Here is a 21,420-nt window from a genome sequence, read left to right on the forward strand (position 1 = left end):
GGAGGAATCCGTGGAACTGCACAAACAGGCCCACAGCTATCTGGACAAGGACGACGACGCAGACGAGCAGCGCATGTCGCGCACCGGTATCGAGCGCGCCGAGCGCAAGTTGGCCGAACGCGACGCCGCCCCAGCCTCTGGCCGCAAACCATGGTGGAAATTCTGGTGAGTCAAGCGCCCGACCACTCTGCCGCCGCCAGTGCCTACAAGGCCCGCGATGTCGTCAACGCCCCGGCCATCAAGCAACGTATCAAGGAGCGCAGCACCGGGCGTGGCGACGCGCCTGATGTCGCGACCTGGCTGGGCAACCATTTCTACCGTCATGTCGTTGGCAACCTGCAGGCCGATGAACCCGGCGTGCAGCGCATTGCCGATGTCCAGCAACTGCAGACCCTGATGGGCAGGCAAGAGCCGCCCGCCTGGGCACTCGAGCGACTGGCGCGCAAGCAGTCTGGCTTTGACCTGCCCGACCTGTGGTGGGTGCTGCCCGACTCCGCCGCCGTGCTGACGCTGGAGACGCGGCTGGTGGAGTTTCTCTCCACCCGCAAGGGCACATCGCTGGAAGGAAAACTGCAGCGCGTGAACGCCCCGCAGGCACTGGCGCGCTGGATGCTGGAGCATCTGGCTTTCGAGCAAAAGCAAAACAGCGGCTGGATAGAGCACAGCCAAGAAGCCGTGCAAGGCATTCTGCGCGGCCAGCTGGGCACTTTTGTAGAGTTTCTTGGCGAGAGCCCCAAGGCCCGCCAAGAGATGGCCTATGAAAGCCAGATGATGGGCCACTGCGTGGGGCAGTTTGCCAGCCGCAAGACCTTTATCGGCGGCTATGGCGAGCATTACGCGGAAGGCCTTGAGTCGGGTCGCATGCGCCTGTTCAGCTATCGCACGGGCGCAGCCCAGCCACGCATCACCGTCAACGCCTTTGTGCAAAAAGACGGCAAGCTGAAAATCGAGCAGATCAAAGGCAAGCAAAACCGCCCCCCCATTGCGCGCTATGTGCCTGATGTGGTGACCCTGCTCAACCACCTGCCGCTCAATGACGAAGTACCCGAAGATGCCGTGGCCATGGGCATTGTGCGGCGCCCGCCCGATGTGCTGCAGGCCCACCCCGAGCTGACGCCCTGGTGCTCGGTGCAGGAGTTGCAGACCGACAACGAGCAGCTATGGCTGATGCAGCAGTACCCCAGCCTGCTTCCCCAGCTCAATCTGCAGTCCCCGCTGATGCAGTGGATGGTGGCGGCGCGCAAGGACTCACTGGACAGCGAAGTGATAGATCGCATGCCCAAATCAGCCGCACTGAAACACACTCTGCAGATGGCCAAGAAACGCCCCCTGCGCGCCGGAGGCCGGGTATGAACGGCTGGACGTTTTTTTTCATCATCTTGGGACTGATTTACTGGAAGGGCTTGAGCGGCTGGACGCTTCTCTTCATCATCGGAGGCCTGATTTACTGGACGCTGCGCGGTGGCTTCAAGCGCTTGGGCGAAGCCAAAAAACGCGGTGACATCATCAGCTACCAGGCCGGCAGCGATGAGCGCAACTGGGCCTTGGCGCTGGCTCACCCCATGGCCTACCACGCCATGCAGGGCGGTTTTGCCAGCGATCTCGGTGGTGCTGACGAGGCACTGGCAAAACAGTTGCGCCCCATGATCTTGCACCACATGGGTCTTCGCACCGACCTGAACGACGAGCAGGTGCGCCAGCAACTGCCCGACGCTTTGCGCCAGCGCTGGTTCATGCTGGACTTGCAACGCCTGCAGCGCAGCGACGACGGCCGCGCCGCCATGGCTTTTGCCTGCGCGCGTGTGAGCTTTTTTGTGCGCAGCGCCCGGCTGCTGGACTGGCTGGAAGACAGCATGCACTGGGAGGTACTGCTACTCAACGCCCAACGCGCCCAACAATGCTTTGGCAACTGGCAGGAGTTTGGCCAAGCCTTTGCACAGGGACGCACCCAATGGCTGGCCCTTGGCCGCAGCGATGTGCTGGGCAAGGCCTTCAGCCCCGAAGAAGTCGCACAGTGGGTGACAGAAGAAAAGCACCCATGGCATGTGATGAGCTGGAGCTTGCCGCTGACAGTCGATGATTCAAACACTGCCACGCCGCTTGCTGCATCAGCGTAAAGCGCCATCAATACGATTGCAAAAAAAGGCCTGCCAGGCAGTCCCTTTTTCATGGGTGCAGCAAAACTTCAGGAAAAGATGCTGCGAGCTTCCGTAAAGCGTTTGGCAAAGTACACGTTATCCATGCGCGCGCGCTGCACGGTGCCGCCGCTGGATGGCGCATGCACAAACTGCCCATTGCCCACAAAAATGCCCATGTGCGAATAGCGCCCGCCCAAGGTGTTGAAGAACACAAAGTCGCCGCGCATCAGATCACGCCCGTCCACGGCATTGCTGACCTTTGCCCACTGCGATGTGGTGCGCGGCAGCCGGGTCTCGGTAATGCCTCCCACGGCCCATTGAATCAAACCGCTGCAGTCAAAACCACCTTCGGGCGAATTGCCGCCATAGGTATAGGGCGTGTTGACCACCAGCATGGTGCGCGCCAGCAAGGATTCGCGCAGATCTTCGGAGAGATTGAGCACCTGGGCCGAGCGCGGGCCGCCAGCCTGTGCGGCGGGTTTGGCCTTCTCCTTGGGGGCGGATGAGCATCCGGCCAGCACCGCAGCCAGCGAACCGACCAGGGCCAGCGTGCAGGCACGCCGCCCGGGGTTGGGTGCATCGCGTTCAACGTTCAGCGCTTCGCTGAGGGCGGTCTCGCCCTGGATGGGAGTCCAGACTTGTAGCTTCATGGATGGGCATGTTCGCAGAAAGCGCAGCCCGGCTCCAGCGTGAGGTCTGCGGCTTTACAAAAATATGAGCTGACAGCGACCAATTCATATCATATTCACCAACAAAAACATCTAAAACTCAATCTAATAGAGCGCAAGCAGCTCATTTTTCATGAGCAACCCATCAAAAAAAGCGCCCCGATTGGAGCGCTTTTTTTGATGGGTAGAGCTGATCAGAAGGGGAGCTTGGGCATGCCACCGCCGCCCATCATGCCCTTCATGGCCTTCATGCCGCCCATCTTCTTCATCATCTTCATCAGGCCGCCGCCCTTGAACTTCTTCATCATGGTCTGCATTTGCTCAAACTCTTTGAGCAAGCGGTTCACTTCCTGAACCTGCACGCCTGCGCCGTCAGCAATGCGCTTTTTGCGCGTGGCCTTGATGAGCGCGGGGTGCTTGCGCTCTTTGAAGGTCATGGAGCAGATGATGCCTTCCTTGCGCTTGATTTCGCGCTCGGCCTTGTCCATGTCCACGGCACCGGCCTTGCCGGCCAATTCGGCAGGCAGCTTATCCATCAACTGGGACAGGCCGCCCATGGACTTCATCTGCTGCAGCTGCGCCAGAAAATCGTTCAGATCAAAGCCGTCGCCGCTCTTCAGCTTCTCGGCCATCTTCTGCGCGGCTTCCATGTCCACGCCCTTGGTGACCTGCTCGACCAGGGCCACGATGTCGCCCATGCCCAGCACGCGCTGTGCGTGGCGGTCGGCATCGAAGACTTCCAGTCCATCGAGCTTTTCGGAGACACCGGCGAACTTGATGGGAGCACCCGTGATCTGGCGCACGGACAGGGCCGCGCCACCACGCGAGTCACCATCGAGCTTGGTCAGGACGATACCGGTCAGCGGCAGCGCTTCCTTGAAGGCCTTGGCGGTGTTGATCGCATCCTGCCCCTGCATGGCATCCACCACGAACAGGGTTTCAACGGGCTTCAGGATAGAGTGCAAGTCCTTGATTTCGGCCATCAACAGTTCGTCAATAGCCAGGCGACCGGCCGTATCCACCAGCAGCACATCAAAGTAATGCTTTTTGGCGTAGTCCAGCGCCGCGATAGCGATGTCGCGGGGCTTCTGGTCCGGCGTGGACGGGAACCACTCGGCACCCGCCTGTGCCGTCACGGTCTTGAGCTGTTCGATAGCAGCAGGGCGGTACACGTCACCCGAGACGGTCAGCACCTTTTTCTTGCGCTTTTCGATCAGGTGCTTGGCCAGTTTGGCGGTAGTGGTCGTCTTACCAGCGCCTTGCAGACCGGCCATCAGGATGATGGCGGGGGGCTGGGCATTGAGGTTGATGTCCGCAACACCCTCACCCATGGTGGCCGCCAGCTCTTTGTTGACGATGGAGACCAGCACCTGGCCGGGCTGCAGCGAGCTGATGACTTCCTGACCCAGCGCCTTTTCCTTGACGCGGGCAATGAAGTCGCGCACCACGGGCAGGGCCACGTCGGCCTCAAGCAGGGCCATGCGCACTTCGCGCAGCATGTCCTGCACGTTGGATTCGGTAATGCGGGCCTGGCCACGCATCTCCTTGACGAGGCGCGAGAGTTTATCGGTCAGTGCGGAGGCCATAGACAAAAAGCATTCGAAAGTTGTGGACAGACAAGAAACAGAGCGCGATCCAGCATGCGCCGGTCGCCACACAGCCTGCAGACATTGCCGGGCCGTCCATCACCGAGACAAGGCAAAGCTGTGCGAATAAGGCATTTTACCCGCACCCCCTTCTATAGAGGGTGTTGGTGCCTGTTTACGCTCGCCCGGACTCCGATCTGAGGTCCCTCGGTCTGTGGCGATTCAGCAAAACCGCCCAGCAGCGCACCGTTTCGCAGGGTTCTGGCGAGCTTGTTATTAAGTGCTACACAGGTAACATCAGCCGCATCACCCTGCTTCGGGGGCTGCCGCTAGACCACTGGTGCTCCCTAAATCCAAGGCGCTTCATGTCTGACCAGCTGCTGTACCGTCATTTCCTCGATCACTTCGCTGACGCCTTCTTTCTGCATGACGATTGCGGCCAATTGCTGGATATCAACATGCAAGCCTGTGAAAGTCTGGGCTACAGCCGTGAGGAAATGCTGAATCTCAAGGTCCTGAATTTTTCGCATGACCATGATGAGCGGGCGCTGATAGCCCTGTGGAACTCGATGGAGCCCGGCTTTAACACCGTGCTGGAAAACCAGCACCAGCGCAAAAACGGCACGATTTACCCCGTCGAGGTCAAAATTGCATGCCAGCTGGTTGAGGGGCGCAAGCTCTTTTACGCCATGGCCAGAGATATCTCTGAGCGCGTTCGACGTGAAGAGGAAATCCGCCAGCTCAATATCGAGCTTGAGCAGCGCTGGAAAGACTCCAGTCGGCTGCTGAATTCCGTCATGCGGGACACACCCGACATCGTTTTTGTCAAAGACCTGGACGGCCGCTACCTGTTCTCCAATCCTGCTGCCGACAAAGTGGCGGGCTTTGCGGAAGGGACACTGATAGGCAAGACAGATCAAGACATCTGGGGTGGCAATAACAACTTTGCTACCGACGATTCCCGGGCCATACACAGCGAGAAGCCCATCATTTCCGAAGGCTACGTGAAGATGGACGGGAGGAAATGCCTGTTCCAGTCCATCAAGAGCCCCTACCACGACGAGAACGGCAACGTGATTGGTCTGCTGGGTATCGCACGCGACATCACCTCTTTGCGAGCCACCGAGAAAGAGCTACGCACCAGCAACCATTTTTTGCGTCGGGCCGAGCGCCTGTCGCGCATTGGCAGCTGGCGGCTGGACCTGAAAACCGGCGAATTCTGGGCATCAGAGATGATGTACGAGATAAATGGGGCCGACCCCAAGGGACCCCAGCTGACACCCGACGACCTGCGCCGCCTGATGCCGCCCGAAGATCACGCCCGCGTGGCAGCGGCCATCAACCTCTGTGCCCAGACGGGGCAGTCCTATGCACTGGACGTCACCCATACCACCCCGGACCGCGGCAGCTTTCCGGCGTCTATTCTGGGGCAGGCCGATCGGGACGCCCAAGGCAACATCATCGGCATCAGCGGTGTGGTGCAAGACCTTTCAGAGCGCGAAGCGGCCAAGCAACGGCTTGAAGCCGTGGCCGACAACCTGCCCAGCGGGGCCATCTTCCGCCTTGAGAACAACGAGGGCGCCCAGCGCCTCAGCTACATCAGCGCAGGTGTGGAAAAGCTCATGGGCATCAAGGCAACGGCCATCATTGCCAACCAGCAGGTCTATCTGGATCGCATTCACCCCAGCGATATCGCCCTGTACAAACTTTTGATGGAAGAGGCAAAGCAGCAAAACAAGCTGTTTGACCACAGCTTTCGCATCATCCGCCCCAACGGCATCATGCGCTGGCTGCGCTGCCGCTCAGCTCCGCGCCACACCGAAACAGGGACGGTCTGGGATGGCATCCTGCTAGACATCTCCCGCGAACGCGAGGCCGAGCTGGCCTTGCAGCAAGCCAAGGAAGCTGCAGAAACGGCCGAGCGCACCAAGTCGGAATTTCTGGCCACCATGAGCCATGAAATCCGTACGCCCATGAATACAGTCATTGGCATGACGCGCCTGATGCAGCAAACCCCGCTGTCGCCCAAGCAGCGCAACTATCTGGACAAGGTAGAGCTGTCTGCCAACGCGCTGCTGTCCATCATCAATGACATTCTTGACTACTCCAAGATTGAAGCCGGCATGCTGGAGTTGGAGAGCGTGGAGTTCGCGCTGGACGATATTCTGGAGACAGTTTCCGCCGTCACCACCCTAAAAGCCGAAGAAAAAGGGCTGGAGATTGTGTACTCGGTCTCGCCAGAAGTGCCGCGACATCTGTGCGGCGACCCGCTGCGCCTGAGCCAGGTACTCAACAACCTGGTGAGCAATGCCATCAAATTCACCCATCAGGGCGAAGTGGTGGTATCGATTGAGAAAGAGCGCCCCGCGATTGCGCGTGCCAGCACGGGGGTGGACGAGGTTCAGACCCTTTTGATTACCGTGCGTGACACCGGCATCGGTATGAATCAAGCGCAGATACAGCAGCTTTTTCGCCCCTTCTCTCAGGCCGACAGCCAGACCACGCGCCGCTATGGCGGCACCGGGCTGGGACTGGCCATCTGCAACCGTCTGGTGCAGTTGATGGGTGGTCGCTTTGATGTGTTCAGCGCGCCCGGGCGCGGCAGCACTTTCCGCTTTGCAGTGCAAATGATGGCGACCAGCCAACCGACCAAGCGCCCGCAGATCTACCGCGTGGGCGCAGCCAACAGAGTGCTAATCGTGGACGACAACGCCAGCGCCCGCGACATTCTCAGCACCATGGTGCGCGGCTTTGGCATGCGCACCGATGCGGTTGACAGCGGCGACAAGGCGCTGGCCGCACTACACCTCGCATCGCACAGCGGCTCGCCCTATGACCTGGTGCTGATGGACTGGCGCATGCCCGGCATGGATGGTCTTGAGGCCGCGCGGCGCATTCGCGAAGTGGAACACTTGGCCACCATTCCCGCCGTACTCATGGTCACCGCCTATGGCCGCGATGAGGTGCAAAGACAGGCCGAACAACTCGGCCTGCAAGGCTTGCTGACCAAGCCGGTCACAGAGTCCGTGCTGTTCAACTCGATTCTCGAAATCTTGCAAGCACACAGCCCAGGCTACCAAGCCGCTGCCGCGCCCAGCATGGCGGACATATCGCCGAGCAAGCGCTACCCAGAACTCAAAGGCAAGCGCGTACTCGTCGTCGATGACAACGCCCTGAACCGCGAAGTGGCGGCAGACTTTCTGGATCTGGTCGGCATTCAGGTCGAGCTGGCCACCGATGGTGAACAGGCGCTAAAAGTGCTGGAGAGGCAGTCTTTTGACCTGGTGCTGATGGATGTACACATGCCTAATATGGATGGCATGCAGGCCACACGCGCCATACGCCAGCAGCCCGCCCTGCACAACCTGCCGGTGATTGCACTGACCGCTCAGGCCCGCACGGAAGACCGCGAGGCCATTGAAGCTGCGGGCATGAATGCGCACCTGAGCAAGCCCATTGATGACAAGCTGCTCTATGAAACGCTATGCCAGTGGATGGCACCTGATGCCTCTTCAGCTCAGCCCCAGCAGGCAAGCACTCCCGCTTTTGACCTGTCTCAGATGCAGCAGCGCTTTCGCGGCAACACCAATCTGATCAGCCGCGTGCTCAATGGCTTTGCACGTGACTTCGTTGAGGCACCATCCCACCTGCAGGAATACCTGTCGCAAAGCCGCTGGCAAGACCTGGCCATGCTGGCCCATACCCTCAAAGGCTCACTGGGCTATCTGGGCGCACCGGCCTTGATGGAACAGGCCTCTCAGATTGAATCGGCCTGCCGCACGCCTCAGGGCATCATGAGTCTGTCTCCGCAGTCACACCAGCATCTGCAACAGCAAGTGCCGGTCTTCGCCGAGCAACTGGCGCAACTGCTCAAGCAGCTGCCAGAAGCCGGGGCAGAGACTACGTCCCCTGCTCCTGCCGTGCCCGCCAGCTCTCTTGCAGAAGTCGACGTCATTATTGAAGAGCTGCGCCAGCTCATTACTGATGGCAACTATGCCGCCGTGGAAGGGTTTGAGCGCCTGCAGCACCAGCTGGATCACCGTCGGCATGGCGCGCAGTTACAGAGAATTCGCAAAAATATCGAAGATCTGGAGGCTGATGCGGCCTTGCAGGACCTGGACCTGCTCAAGCAACAGCTGCATCAGACGGCCATCTGACTCTGCGCACCTTTGTCCTCTATCTGTAAAGCACGGCCTATGTTGGAAGTTCTGGAACAAGACCAGCCCACACTGCTCATCGTTGACGACGAGCGTGTCAACCGCACCATGCTGGCAGAGCTTCTGGGTCAGCAATACCGGGTTCTGCTGGCCAAGGATGGCCATAGCGCCCTGACCATTGCCAGCCGTGAGGCCCACCGCCTGATGCTGATTTTGCTTGACGTCAGCATGCCCGGCATGGATGGCTATGAAGTGCTGGCTCAGTTACGCAGCAATGATGCTACGGCCGCAATCGCTATTATTTTCATCACCGGTCAAAGCGATGCCGCCGCCGAAGAGTACGGCCTGCGCCTTGGCGCAGCAGACTATGTCTCCAAACCCATTCGCCCCGCCGTGGTGAGTGTGCGCGTACGCAACCAGATTCAGATGGCCCAGCAGCGCCAAGCACTGGAGCGCCTGGCCCATGTGGACGGGCTGACCAGCCTCTCCAACCGCCGCCACTTTGATGACATGCTGCAGCGCACCAGCCGCCGCTGCATGCGCACCGGCGAGGTCCTGGGACTGGCGCTGATCGATATTGACCATTTCAAGCAATACAACGACCAATACGGCCATTTGCAAGGGGATGAAGCTCTTAAATCTGTAGCATCAACACTGGCACGCCATGCCCGGCGCTCTTTCGATATTGCAGCCCGCTTTGGTGGCGAAGAATTTGCGCTCATCCTGCCCGGCAATAGCGAGCCACAGACGCTGGTCGAGCAGTTTCGCGAAAGCGTGGCCCAGCTGTGCATAGCCCATGCCGCATCTGACGTAGCAAAGCACCTGACAGTCAGTTGCGGAGTACTCACCATCACACAGCCCACACCAGAAACCTTTGAGAAATGGCTGCAAAAAGTCGATGAACTACTCTACAAAGCCAAAACACAAGGCCGCAATCAGGTGCAGTCCGCGCTTTATGCGAAAAATTGACACCCCCGCACGCCCCTGCAAAAGATGAGTGCCAGCCAGCCGCACTATCATTGAAAACATGCTTTCCCAACCGCTCACCGCAGCCAGCCCCATGGCCTGGATTCTGGCCATTGCGGCAGCCATTGCCTACGCCCTCCCCGCACTTACCACGCAACACCTGCAAGAAACAGGCGCGCGCCGCTGCTTGCGTCTGGCCTGGGCCTTGCACGCCTTGTTTCTGGGCTGGGGCCTGCTGGGCGAGTTTCCGCGCTTTGGCTTCGCACCCGCACTCTCCATCACGGCCTGGCTGGTGCTGACCGTCTATGTGGTCGAGCAGCAGCTCTACCCCCAGCTCAGCTCGCGCTGGCCGCTTTCCATCATGGGCAGCCTGGCGGTGTTGCTGGCCGTGGTGTTTCCGGGCTCTCCCCTGCATGTCGATGCCTCGCCCTGGCTACCGCTGCATCTGGCCCTTGGCATTGCATCGTACGGACTGTTTGCCGCAGCCGTTGTCCACGCCGCGCTGATGGGCCATGCCGAGCGGCAGATGCGCCAAGGCGCCGACCATGATGGAGGCCTGCCTCTACTCACGCTGGAGCGCCTGACGTTCCGCTTTGTGGGCGCAGGCTTTGTCTTGCTGACCGCCACGCTGGCTGCTGGCTGGTTTTTTGGTGAGCAGCTTTATGGCAAGAGCTGGGTGTGGAATCACAAATCCGTTTTCTCCCTGCTCTCCTGGATCGCTTTTGCAGTACTGCTGTTTGGCCGCAATCGCTTTGGCTGGCGTGGGCAAAGCGCCGTGCGCGTGCTGTATATCGGTGCCATCTTTCTGCTGCTAGCCTATGTGGGCTCGCGCTTTGTCGCTGAAGTTCTGCTGGAGCGCGTCGCATGAAGTACCTGCTTGTCTTGCTGGTCATCGTGGTGGCCGTCGGCATCTGGCGCAACAAGCGCAGGGACGAAGTCGCTGAGCGCAAAACGGCTGGCACCAGGCCTGCACCCGCCCTCAAGCAACCGCAAAACATGGTGGCCTGCGCCCACTGCGGCCTTCACCTCCCTCAGGCAGATGCAGTGACCGATGGCGAAAACCATTACTACTGCAGCGCAGAGCACCGCAGCCTGGCGCAGCAATCCCGGCACTGAAACCATGGTGAATTCCGCTTCGCCCTGGCAGCACACCGCCATTCCGCTGGATACCGCCATTAGCCGCCGGGCCGATGCCAGCCTCAATGCCCCGTTTGTGCGCCTGTGGCAGGCATTTTTAAGCGGCCGTATTTTTCTGGCACTGGCCTTAATCTTGCTGCAAGCGCTGAATCTGCAATTGCAAAACATCAGCTCGCCACTGGTCTGGCTGGTCTGCATTGTCTATCTGATTCTGACTACGGTGCTGCGACTGTTGGCAGGCAAGCATCTGCCCGCGCCGCGTGCCGCCCTGCAATGGCTGCCGGTGATCGGCGTAGACATTGCCGTGATTTTTTTGCTGCAGATTTTCCAGGTGGGATCGCTCAACTACACCGCTCTGCTGGCCATTCCCATCCTGATTTCGGCAGCGCTGGGCGGCCTGATGCTCGCGTTTGGGACCACGGCCTGTATTACGCTGCTAACGCTGGCCCACACCTTCTGGCTCTACCGAGGCGGGCTCAGCGATGCCGCTCAGGCCTACTATCAGACCGCATTTTCTTCGGCAGGCTATTTCTGCGTAGCCTATCTCACGCACGAGCTGGCCAAACGCGTCAGGCGCGAGCGCTCTCAGGCACTGTTCAACCGCCTGCGCACCCAGACACAGGAGCAGGTCAACAGCCTGGTCATCAACCATTTCTCGGATGGTGTGCTGGTGGTCGACTCCAGCCTGCAAGTGCTGCAGGCCAACCCCGCCGCTCTGCAATTGCTGAATCTGCCACCTGAACACACCCAGCCCTTCTCTCTGCAAGCACATAGCGGATGGGCGCCTTTGGCGGATGCCGCGCAGGCCAGCTTTGCCCACGCCCGCCCTTTGTCGGCCACGATTCACCTGCAGGCCACCGAGCATCGCGGCCCCACCGGAATCAATGTGCGCACCCGCATCACCGAAGTTGCCGCACCCTATCTGGATGAAGAACCTCAAACTGAGCCCGGCCACTCACTCTGCGTCATGTTTTTGCATGACCTGCGCGAGATGGAAGCACAGCTGCGCACCGAAAAACTGGCATCCATGGGCCGTATGTCTGCGGCCGTGGCGCATGAGATACGCAACCCACTGGCTGCCATTACGCAAGCCAATGCGCTGTTGGCCGAAGACCTCGTCAGCCAGCCCGGACCCCAGCAGCTTTGCCGCATCGTGGGCCAGAACGCTGAGCGGCTGGCTCGCATTGCCGAAGAAATTCTCAATCTGACACGCGTGCAGCAGGGTGTAGAAACCCATCAGGGCCAGTCCCTGCCGCTCGATACCCTGCTCACCCAGATCAGCAACGAATGGCGCGGGCAGTCCACGCCATCTCGCCAGCTGTTGCTTCAGCTCAATGCAAGCACACGGCATATCGTGTTTGATGAGGAGCATCTGCGCCGCGTGCTGATCAATCTGCTGGACAATGCCCAGCGCCACCGCAGTCATACAGACAATGAGGCCGGCCTGCAATTGGTCAGCGGCCACGGCCCGCTGAATACCCAGATGCCTGGCCTGCCTGAAGACGATATCTGCTGGTTCATGGTCTGGAGCAACGGCGCACCGCTGGAAGCCAGCGTAGAGCGCCACCTGTTCGAGCCGTTTTTCTCCTCGCAAAGCCGCTCCAGCGGTCTGGGTCTGTATATCTGCCGTGAGCTCTGTCAGCGCTACGATGCAACCATTCGCTACCTGCGCCTTGCCCGCAGCGCGCCAGAAGGTGATATCGATGGCAATGCATTTATCGTGACCCTGCGCAGCGGCCCGTCGACCCTCGCAAGCCGCACTCTTTTTGACTCAATCATGGTGTAAGCCTAGTGACTTTTTTGCCTACTGCATCCACAAGTGCCACCATTTTGGTGGTCGATGATGAGCCCGATCTGCGCACACTGTATGAGTTGACCTTGCTCAGGGAGGGTTATCGCGTAGAGACAGCCGGATCGGTACAAGAAGGCTCAGCACAGCTGCAAAGCCAGCACTTTGATGTGGTGATCACCGACATGCGACTGCCCGACGGCGTTGGCATGGAGCTGCTGCTGCTGCTACGCGAGCAGTCGCGCACCGAGCGCTGTATCGTCATGACCGCCTATGGCTCGGCCGAAAATGCGGTCGAGGCCTTGCGCGCAGGCGCGTTTGACTATCTGACCAAGCCTGTAGACCTGCGTCAGTTCCGCCAGGTCGTTGCCTCTGCCGTCCAAGGCATTGGGGCCGTGCCCGCCCCCGCCTCCCCCCAGGCTTCTGCAACCGCAGCCAGTGGCAACCAGGATCTCAATGCCAGCGCCCTGCAGGCACTGGTCGGTAACTCTCAGGCCATGCAACGGGTCAAACAGCGTATTGCCAAGGTCGCCAAGGGAATGGCCCCAGTGCTAATTCATGGCGAGTCCGGCACGGGTAAAGAACTGGTGGCCCGCGCCCTGCACGCCTGCAGCCAGCGCGCCAATGGTCCCATGGTGGCTGTGAACTGCGGCGCCATTCCTGAAAACCTGCTGGAGGCCGAATTCTTCGGCGCCCGCAAAGGCTCATACACCGGTGCGACACAAGACAGGCCCGGCTACTTTCAGGCCGCACAGGGCGGCACGCTGTTTCTCGATGAAATTGGCGACCTGCCGCTGGCCATGCAGGCCAAGCTGCTGCGCGCCATTCAGGAGCGCAAGATTCGCCCTTTGGGCAGCACGCAGGAAGAGTCTGTCGATGTCCGCATCGTCAGCGCTACCCACCGTGATCTGGGCACCGAAGTTCAGACCGGAAACTTCCGTCAGGACTTGTTCTACCGCCTCAATGTCATTGAAATCGAGCTACCCGCCCTGCGTGAGCGCCGCGAAGACCTGAGCCTGCTGTGTCAGGCTCTGCTCAAGAAACTGGCCAAAGAATCGGGGCTGGTCACGCCTGCACTGGATGAAATAAGCCTCGCCCAGATCGCCTTGCTCCCCCTGCCCGGCAATGTGCGCGAGCTGGAAAATGTGCTGCACCGCGCGATTGCGCTGGGCGATGATGGCCCGCTGCGCATTCCGCCAAGCGGCCAGCCGCAGGGCAACGAAAACGCAGCCAGCGGGGCATTGACTGCTGTGCCGCCCCCCCTTCAAGAAGCACCTGCAGAAAGCCCTGCGGGCCTGCCCGAAAATCTGCAAGGCTGGCTGGACGAGCAAGAACGCAGCATTCTGGTCAGGGCACTGCAGGACAATGGTTTCAACCGCACCGCGACTGCGGCAAGACTCGGCATCAGCCTGCGCCAGATTCGCTACCGGATTGACCGTCTGGGTATAGACCTGCCCGCCGAGGGCGGCAAGCACCAAACTGACAATGCCTGATTCTGTGCCGCACGACGCATCCCCATTGCCAGAAAAATCGCCAAAGAAGTCTTTGGACTGGTCTTCCGGCTGGTACCAGCCTGCCCGGCAACTTGCCTCTCCCAACTATGGTCCGCGCCCTGATGGCGCACTGATCGACCTTGTCGTTGTTCACTCCATCAGCCTGCCGCCGGGTCAGTACGGAACGGGGGCCGTTCAGCAGCTTTTCAGCAATCAGCTGGACTGGGACGCCCACCCTTACTACCAAGGCATTCGCGGACTGGAAGTGTCATCTCACTTCTTTATTACCCGCGATGGCGAGATCTGGCAATTTGTCAGCTGCGATGACCGTGCATGGCACGCCGGCATCAGCCAGTGGCGAGGCCGTGACCGCTGCAACGACGACTCTATTGGCATTGAACTCGAAGGCCTTGAAGGCCTGAGCTTTGAAGCCCCTCAATATCAGGCCTTGCAGCAGCTTTGCCAGTCCATTGCCGCGCAATACGCTATTCGCTACATCGCCGGCCACGAGCACATTGCACCGGGACGCAAGCAAGACCCCGGCCCTGGCTTTGACTGGGCGCAACTTCAGCAGCGGCTGAGCGCTGATAGCGGCACACAGGCCTGGGAATTCCCTTCGCGACCAGCCTGAACCTCAGAGACCGCACATATATCAGGAGCATGTAGCGCCTGATTTTCAATGTTTTCAGATCTATACATGACTGAAGTGCCCTGTTGAATTGCGCAAGCTGCTCATCTTTTAAGAGTAACCACTTCGACTTCTGGGTTCACATTCAAGCCCTCACTGTCAATGGCGCGCACGCAACATCTGTCGCCTGTACCAAACACCTAAATTTTTTACAAATTTACGGCACGTAATCTGCTGCACCGCAACCACGCCACAGCCCTTGATTCATGCGGTATGAAGGCTTTTTTCAAGCTGTCAAGCGGCTGCTCAAATGTCCATTTCAGTAGTTTCATCAGGTCAGCAAGATTGAAGAGCGATACACTACCGGTAGTGTTTGAGAGCGCCTTAGACCCCACATCTAGTGTTTACAAGTTGTGCACACCCTGTGCAAACCATGTGTAGACCTTGGCGCCAAATCTTGTTCTTGACGGCCTGCCCAGAGTGCAGGCCTTTGTCTGCTATCCACAAACTGATTCCGAGGAACTTATGCAAGAAGCGTTGAACTCACTGCCTTCTGCCGCGCCTGTCAGCGCAGCTGATTCTTCCTCCCCCAACGACAACTACCAGATCATTCGCCGCAGCGGTGATGTGGTGGCGTTCGCCCCCCAGAAGATTGCCATCGCCCTGACCAAGGCCTTTCTGGCCGTGCGCGGCGCACAAGGCGCTGCTTCTGCCAGCGTTCGCGATACCGTCAACGAACTGACCGAAGGCGTGGTCCGCGCCCTGCTGCGTTCGCGCCCTGAAGGCGGCACCTTCCACATTGAAGACGTGCAAGACCAGGTTGAGCTGGGCCTGATGCGCGGTGGTCACCAGGATGTGGCTCGCGCCTATGTGCTGTACCGCGAGCGCCGCAACCAGGAGCGCGCCGAGCATAAGAAGGCCGCCGAGGTGGCCGCTGCCGCTGTCTCCGCCAAGCCCGTGCTGCATGTGACCGAAAACGGCCAGCGCGTGCCTATGAACCAGGAACTGCTGCAAGCATTGATCCAGTCGTCTTGCCGCAACCTGAATGCCGACATTCAGGCCGCGCCCATCATGGCTGAGACCCTGCGCAACCTGTACGACGGCGTGCCACTGGCCGAGGTCTACAAGGCGTCCATTCTGGCTGCCCGCACGCTGATCGAAAAAGATCCCGACTACACCTACGTCACCGCCCGCCTGCTGCTGCACACCATCGTGCGCGAAGTCATGCTGCGCGATGTGCAGCCTGCCGACATGCAGACCGCCTACGCTGAGTACTTCCCAGGCTTCATCCAGAAGGGTGTGGACAACGAACTGCTCAACCCCGAGCTGCTGAACTACGACCTGCCCCGTCTGGCCAAGGCCCTGAAGGCCGAGCGCGACGAACAGTTCGACTACCTGGGTCTGCAGACTCTGTACGACCGCTACTTCCTGCACGTCAAGAAGACCCGCATCGAGCTGCCCCAGTCCTTCTTCATGCGCGTGGCCATGGGCCTGGCGCTGCAAGAAGATGACCGCAACGCGCGCGCCATCGAGTTCTACGAGCTGCTGTCGTCGTTCGACTTCATGTCGTCCACCCCCACGCTGTTCAACAGCGGCACACTGCGCTCGCAGCTGTCGTCCTGCTACCTGACCACCGTGCCCGACGATCTGGACGGCATCTACGAGTCCATCAAGGAAAACGCCCTGCTGTCCAAGTTTGCGGGCGGTCTGGGCAATGACTGGACACGCGTGCGTGCTCTGGGTTCGCGCATCAAGGGCACGAACGGCGAGTCGCAAGGCGTTGTGCCTTTCCTCAAGGTCGTCAACGACACGGCTGTGGCCGTTAACCAAGGCGGCAAGCGCAAGGGCGCCGTCTGTACCTATCTGGAAACATGGCACCTGGACATCGAAGAGTTCCTGGAGCTGCGCAAGAACACCGGCGATGACCGCCGCCGCACCCACGATATGAACACGGCCAACTGGATTCCAGACCTGTTCATGAAGCGCGTGATGGAAAAGGGCAACTGGACTCTGTTCTCACCCTGCGATGTGCCCGATCTGCACGACCTGTTTGGTGCCGAGTTCGAAAAAGCTTATCTGGCTTACGAAGCCAAGGCTGCTGCCGGTGAACTCAAACTGCACAAGACACTGCCTGCCACCGACCTGTGGCGCAAGATGCTCTCGATGCTGTTCGAGACTGGCCACCCTTGGATCACCTTCAAGGATCCTTGCAACATCCGTTCGCCCCAGCAACACGTGGGCGTGGTGCACTCGTCCAACCTGTGCACCGAGATCACACTGAATACCAGCGACACCGAAACCGCAGTGTGCAACCTCGGCTCCGTGAACCTGGTTCAGCACATCAAGGACGGCAAGATAGACCACGACAAGCTGCGCAAGACGGTGACCACCGCCATGCGCATGCTGGACAACGTCATCGACATCAACTACTACGCCGTGGCCAAGGCCAAGGAATCCAATCTGCGCCACCGCCCTGTGGGCATGGGCCTGATGGGCTTCCAGGATGCGCTGTATGAAATGCGCACCGCCTACGCCAGCGAAGGTGCTGTCGAGTTTGCCGACCAGGCCATGGAAGCGATCTGCTACTACGCCTACTGGGCCTCGACCGAGCTGTCCAAGGAACGCGGCACTTACTCCACCTTCAAGGGCTCGCTGTGGGATCAGGGCATCCTGCCCCCAGACACCCTGAAGCTGCTGGAAAAGGCCCGTGGCGGCTATGTGGAAGTGGACCGCTCCGCTCAGATGGACTGGGATGCTCTGCGCGCCAAGATTGCCAAGGACGGCATGCGCAACAGCAACTGCGTGGCCATTGCGCCTACGGCCACCATTTCCAACATCGTGGGTGTGGATGCATCGATTGAACCTTCGTTCGGCAACCTGTCCGTGAAATCCAACCTGTCGGGCGAATTCACCGTCATCAACCAGTACCTGGTGCGTGACCTCAAGCGCCTGGGCCTGTGGGATGACGTGATGGTCATGGACCTGAAGCACTTCGACGGCTCGCTGCGCGCCATTGACCGTGTGCCAGAAGAGATCAAGAGCCTCTACGCCACCGCGTTTGAAGTCTCGCCCGAATGGCTGGTGGAAGCCGCCTCGCGTCGCCAGAAGTGGATCGATCAGGCACAGAGCCTGAACATCTACATGGCCGGTGCATCGGGCAAGAAGCTGCACGACACCTACATGCTGGCATGGGTTCGTGGCCTCAAGACCACCTACTACCTGCGCACCACCAGCGCGACCCAGATTGAAAAATCGACGGTCCAAAGCCGCACGCTGAATGCGGTGTCTTCCGCTGCTCCTGCGGCTGCCAAGCCTGCGATGAGCGCGCTGGAAGCTGCCGCTGCTGCTGCCCGTGCACAGGCTCCTGCAACGGATGTGAAGTTCTGCGCGATTGACGACCCAGGCTGCGAAGCCTGCCAGTAATTAACGACACCCCCTGAGGCGCTTTGCGCCTTCCCCCTCTCACTACGCGCTGCGCGCTATGGGAGGGGGATGACACCTTCGCCGCGAGGCGGCTCTTGCTTGGTGTCTCTGGGGTGGATAGCGCCAGTTTTGAACTGACGCTTAAAAAACTAGATGAATCTAAAGGCTGGATGTCGATTGCATTGCACCCAGCTTTTTCCCATTAAGGAATACCTTCATGCTGAGCTTTGACGACGACACCTTTGCCCCTTCCGCCGCTAGCGCAGAAGCCGAAGCACCGACCACCCACAAGCGTGTGAATGCCGCAGACAAGCGCATCATCAACGCTAAGACCGACGTGAACCAGCTGGTTCCCTTCAAGTACAAGTGGGCCTGGGAAAAGTATCTGGCCACCTGCGCCAACCACTGGATGCCGCAGGAAGTGAACATGACCCGCGACATCGCTTTGTGGAAGGACCCCAATGGTCTGACCGAAGACGAGCGCCGCATCATCAAGCGCAACCTCGGCTTCTTCGTGACTGCCGACTCGCTGGCCGCTAACAACATCGTGCTGGGCACCTACCGCCACATCACGGCCCCCGAGTGCCGCCAGTTCCTGCTGCGCCAAGCGTTTGAAGAAGCCATTCACACACACGCCTACCAGTACATCGTGGAGTCGCTGGGTCTGGATGAATCGGAAATTTTCAACGCCTACAACGAAGTCAAATCCATCCGCGACAAGGATGAGTTCCTGATCCCCTTCATCGAAGCGATCATGGACCCCAACTTCAAGACTGGCACGCACGAAACCGACCAGACCTTGCTCAAGTCGCTGATCGTTTTTGCCTGCCTGATGGAAGGCCTGTTCTTCTACGTGGGCTTCACGCAAATTCTGGCACTGGGTCGTCAGAACAAGATGACCGGCGCAGCAGAGCAGTACCAGTACATCCTGCGTGATGAGTCCATGCACTGCAACTTCGGCATCGACTTGATCAACACGCTCAAGCTCGAGAATCCACACCTGTGGACCGCTGAGTTCAAGCAAGAAATCGTCGGCCTGTTCCATCAAGCAGTGGAGCTGGAATATCAATACGCAGAAGACACCATGCCGCGCGGCGTGCTGGGCATGAATGCGTCGATGTTCAAGGGCTATCTGCGCTACATCGCCAACCGCCGAGCCACGCAAATTGGTCTGGAAGAGTTGTTCCCCGGCGAAGAAAATCCTTTCCCCTGGATGAGCGAGATGATCGATTTGAAGAAAGAACGTAACTTCTTTGAGACACGAGTGATCGAGTATCAAACCGGAGGCGCACTTTCTTGGGATTAATTGCTTCTAAGCAGGCACAATGCGAGTCATGACTTGCTTCACTTCATTGCTATAAAAACTGAGGTTTTGGCGTGAAGCAAATTTGTGTTCCTAGCGATACGTAACTCCACATCGCTTTGAATCGTCCGGCCATGAAAAAAGCCGGGCGTCTTATGCAAATCAACGAAGGAGAAAATGATGGCAACTGCGAAGAAGACGGCCGCCAAGGCCACACCCGAGAAAAAAATAACTGCCAAGAAGGCGGCCGCGCCCAAGGCTGAAGCTGCAAAGAAGACAACAGCAACCAAGACCGCTGCTGCCCCCAAGGCTGCTGCTCCCGCCAAGAAGGCTGCAACTGCTGTCAAGGCCGCTGCTCCCAAGAAGGCTGCAACGACTGCTAAGGCTGCTGCTCCCGCCAAGAAGGCTGCAACGACTGCTAAGGCTGCTGCTCCCAAAAAGGCTGCAACTGCTGTCAAGGCTGCTGCTCCCAAAAAGGCTGCAACTGCTGTCAAGGCTGCTGCTCCCAAAAAGGCTGCAACTGCTGTCAAGGCCGCTGCTCCCAAGAAGGCGGCAACAGCTGTCAAGGCTGCTGCTCCCAAGAAGGCGGCAACTGCTGTCAAGGCTGCTGCTCCCAAGAAGGCTGCAACTGCTGTCAAGGCCGCTGCTCCCAAGAAGGCTGCAACAACTGCCAAGGCCGCTGCTCCCAAGAAGGCTGCAACTGCTGTCAAGGCTGCTGCTCCCAAGAAGGCGGCAACTGCTGTCAAGGCTGCTGCTCCCAAGAAGGCTGCAACTGCTGTCAAGGCTGCTGCTCCCAAGAAGGCTGTAACTGCTGTCAAGGCTGCTGCTCCCAAGAAGGCTGCAACTGCTGTCAAGGCCGCTGCTCCCAAGAAGGCTGCAACTGCTGTCAAGGCTGCTGCTCCTAAGAAGGCTGCAACTGCTGTCAAGGCTGCTGCGCCCAAGAAGGCTGCAACCGTCGCCAAAGCTGCTCCCGCCAAGAAGGCTGCAGCTCCTAAAAAGACTGCCACCAAGAAGGCAACTGCCGCACCTGCTCCCGCAAATGCCGTGGCAGAAACCGCAGCACCCGTGGCTCAGACTCGCCTTGCACCTCAAGCGGCATGGCCCTTCCCCACAGGTAACAAGCCCTAATCAGCTCCCTGACCTGCACGTAATAAAAAAGCCCGATCTCGCTTACGAGAGTCGGGCTTTTTTACATGTCTGATGTCAGCACACTGAGTGCACTGACCACGGCATCAAGGCTGAAAGTCCAGCTGATAGTTTTGCGGGCCACGGCTTGCAATCTTCAGCGCGCCCATGCGGTTGCCCAGTTCAGCACAGCGCACCAAATCCCAACTACGCTCCAGGCCAAACAGGAAGGCTCCGCGCCATGCATCGCCGCAACCGGTAGGGTCCACCACCGCAGCAGGCTTTATAGGGGGAACCAGTGTCTTCTCACCGTTCTGCCAGACTTCGCAGCCTTCAGCACCCAGAGTCACAACCAGGCCTCGCACTTGCTGCGAGATTTGCGCAAAATTCAGGCCGGTACGCTCGCTGAGCATCTTGCCTTCATAGTCGTTCACGGCCACCCAGTCGGCCTGCTCGATAAAGGCCTTGAGCTCGTCACCGTTGAACATGGGCAAGCCCTGACCGGGATCGAACACAAACGGAATGCCCGCCGCCTTGAACTGCGTCGCGTGATCAATCATGGCCTGGCGACCATCAGGAGCGACGATGCCGACCTTGACCTCCTCAGCCATATCGGCCGTGATCTGATTCTCGTGCGCCTGCATCATGGCGCCGGGGTGGAAGGCCGTGATCTGGTTGTTGTCACGGTCCGTCATGATCATGCACTGAGCCGTGTGCGTGCTCTGCAATTGGCCCACATGGCAGGTTTCAATGCCCAGCTCCTTGAAGCGCTGAACATAGTCAGCACCATCACTACCCACCATGGCCATGGGGCGTGCATCGCCGCCCAGCAGCCTCAGGCTGTAGGCAATATTGCCGGCGCAACCACCAAAATCGCGGCGCAGCGTAGGCACCAGAAACGACACATTCAGAATGTGCAGCTGGTCAGGAAGAATCTGGTCCGCAAAACGACCTTCAAAGGTCATGATGTTATCGAATGCCAGCGATCCACAGATCAAAGCAGCCAT

Annotated in this window: 16 protein-coding genes; 13 read left to right on the forward strand and 3 right to left on the reverse strand. The window is 59.3% G+C overall.

The window, feature by feature from the left end:
• Positions 1 to 10 precede the first annotated feature (10 nt).
• The 3 genes from HF327_RS21965 to HF327_RS05890 are packed head-to-tail and all read left to right on the forward strand — an operon-like array spanning position 11 to position 2,117.
• On the forward strand, positions 11 to 169 hold the full coding sequence (locus HF327_RS21965) for a hypothetical protein (protein ID WP_236024065.1): 159 nt from the start codon (positions 11 to 13) through the stop codon (positions 167 to 169).
• On the forward strand, positions 151 to 1,353 hold the full coding sequence (locus HF327_RS05885; protein ID WP_169107363.1) for a hypothetical protein: 1,203 nt from the start codon (positions 151 to 153) through the stop codon (positions 1,351 to 1,353). The genes HF327_RS21965 and HF327_RS05885 overlap by 19 nt, the downstream gene beginning before the upstream one ends.
• The gene (locus tag HF327_RS05890; protein WP_236024066.1) at positions 1,350 to 2,117 is read left to right on the forward strand and encodes a DUF1266 domain-containing protein; all 768 of its coding nucleotides are present in this window, start codon (positions 1,350 to 1,352) and stop codon (positions 2,115 to 2,117) included. The genes HF327_RS05885 and HF327_RS05890 overlap by 4 nt, the downstream gene beginning before the upstream one ends.
• Before the next feature lie 68 nt (positions 2,118 to 2,185).
• Here the strand turns inward: HF327_RS05890 and HF327_RS05895 are convergent, their stop codons facing one another.
• Entirely contained in the window at positions 2,186 to 2,788 is a 603-nt protein-coding gene (locus tag HF327_RS05895; protein WP_169107364.1) for a C40 family peptidase, read from the reverse strand.
• Between the two features lie 212 nt (positions 2,789 to 3,000).
• On the reverse strand, positions 3,001 to 4,392 hold the full coding sequence (ffh, locus tag HF327_RS05900) for a signal recognition particle protein (RefSeq protein ID WP_099735745.1): 1,392 nt from the start codon (positions 4,390 to 4,392) through the stop codon (positions 3,001 to 3,003).
• A 365-nt stretch (positions 4,393 to 4,757) separates the two neighbouring features.
• Here ffh and HF327_RS05905 point away from each other — a divergent pair, with 365 nt between their 5' ends.
• The 10 genes from HF327_RS05905 (at position 4,758) to HF327_RS05950 (ending at position 20,416) form a co-directional block, all read left to right on the forward strand.
• Positions 4,758 to 8,549, forward strand: coding sequence for a response regulator (locus HF327_RS05905; protein WP_169107365.1), 3,792 nt, complete (start codon positions 4,758 to 4,760; stop codon positions 8,547 to 8,549).
• A gap of 39 nt (positions 8,550 to 8,588) precedes the next feature.
• Positions 8,589 to 9,518 carry a GGDEF domain-containing response regulator gene (locus HF327_RS05910; RefSeq protein WP_169107366.1) on the forward strand — a complete coding sequence of 310 codons (930 nt, stop codon included), beginning with the start codon at positions 8,589 to 8,591 and terminating at the stop codon, positions 9,516 to 9,518.
• A gap of 58 nt (positions 9,519 to 9,576) precedes the next feature.
• On the forward strand, positions 9,577 to 10,383 hold the full coding sequence (locus tag HF327_RS05915) for a cytochrome C assembly family protein (RefSeq protein ID WP_169107367.1): 807 nt from the start codon (positions 9,577 to 9,579) through the stop codon (positions 10,381 to 10,383).
• Positions 10,380 to 10,631: a PP0621 family protein gene (locus tag HF327_RS05920; protein ID WP_169107368.1), complete on the forward strand. Its 252-nt coding sequence runs from the start codon at positions 10,380 to 10,382 to the stop codon at positions 10,629 to 10,631. Before HF327_RS05915 ends, HF327_RS05920 begins: the two co-directional genes overlap by 4 nt.
• Before the next feature lie 4 nt (positions 10,632 to 10,635).
• Entirely contained in the window at positions 10,636 to 12,438 is a 1,803-nt protein-coding gene (locus HF327_RS05925) for a sensor histidine kinase (protein WP_169107506.1), read from the forward strand.
• 14 nt (positions 12,439 to 12,452) lie between these two features.
• Positions 12,453 to 13,934, forward strand: a complete 1,482-nt coding sequence (locus tag HF327_RS05930) for a sigma-54-dependent transcriptional regulator (protein ID WP_206764357.1) — start codon at positions 12,453 to 12,455, stop codon at positions 13,932 to 13,934.
• Entirely contained in the window at positions 13,927 to 14,565 is a 639-nt protein-coding gene (ampD, locus tag HF327_RS05935) for a 1,6-anhydro-N-acetylmuramyl-L-alanine amidase AmpD (protein WP_169107370.1), read from the forward strand. The genes HF327_RS05930 and ampD overlap by 8 nt, the downstream gene beginning before the upstream one ends.
• A 522-nt stretch (positions 14,566 to 15,087) precedes the next feature.
• Positions 15,088 to 17,985 carry a ribonucleoside-diphosphate reductase subunit alpha gene (locus HF327_RS05940; RefSeq protein WP_169107371.1) on the forward strand — a complete coding sequence of 966 codons (2,898 nt, stop codon included), beginning with the start codon at positions 15,088 to 15,090 and terminating at the stop codon, positions 17,983 to 17,985.
• Between the two features lie 217 nt (positions 17,986 to 18,202).
• On the forward strand, positions 18,203 to 19,291 hold the full coding sequence (locus HF327_RS05945) for a ribonucleotide-diphosphate reductase subunit beta (RefSeq protein WP_169107372.1): 1,089 nt from the start codon (positions 18,203 to 18,205) through the stop codon (positions 19,289 to 19,291).
• A 177-nt stretch (positions 19,292 to 19,468) separates the two neighbouring features.
• Positions 19,469 to 20,416, forward strand: coding sequence for a hypothetical protein (locus HF327_RS05950; RefSeq protein ID WP_169107373.1), 948 nt, complete (start codon positions 19,469 to 19,471; stop codon positions 20,414 to 20,416).
• A gap of 104 nt (positions 20,417 to 20,520) precedes the next feature.
• Here HF327_RS05950 and HF327_RS05955 read toward each other — a convergent pair whose 3' ends face one another.
• Positions 20,521 to 21,420, reverse strand: coding sequence for a carbohydrate kinase family protein (locus HF327_RS05955; RefSeq protein WP_169107374.1), 900 nt, complete (start codon positions 21,418 to 21,420; stop codon positions 20,521 to 20,523).

This window comes from Comamonas suwonensis (genome assembly GCF_012844455.2).
Classification (GTDB): Bacteria; Pseudomonadota; Gammaproteobacteria; order Burkholderiales; family Burkholderiaceae_C; genus Comamonas; species Comamonas suwonensis.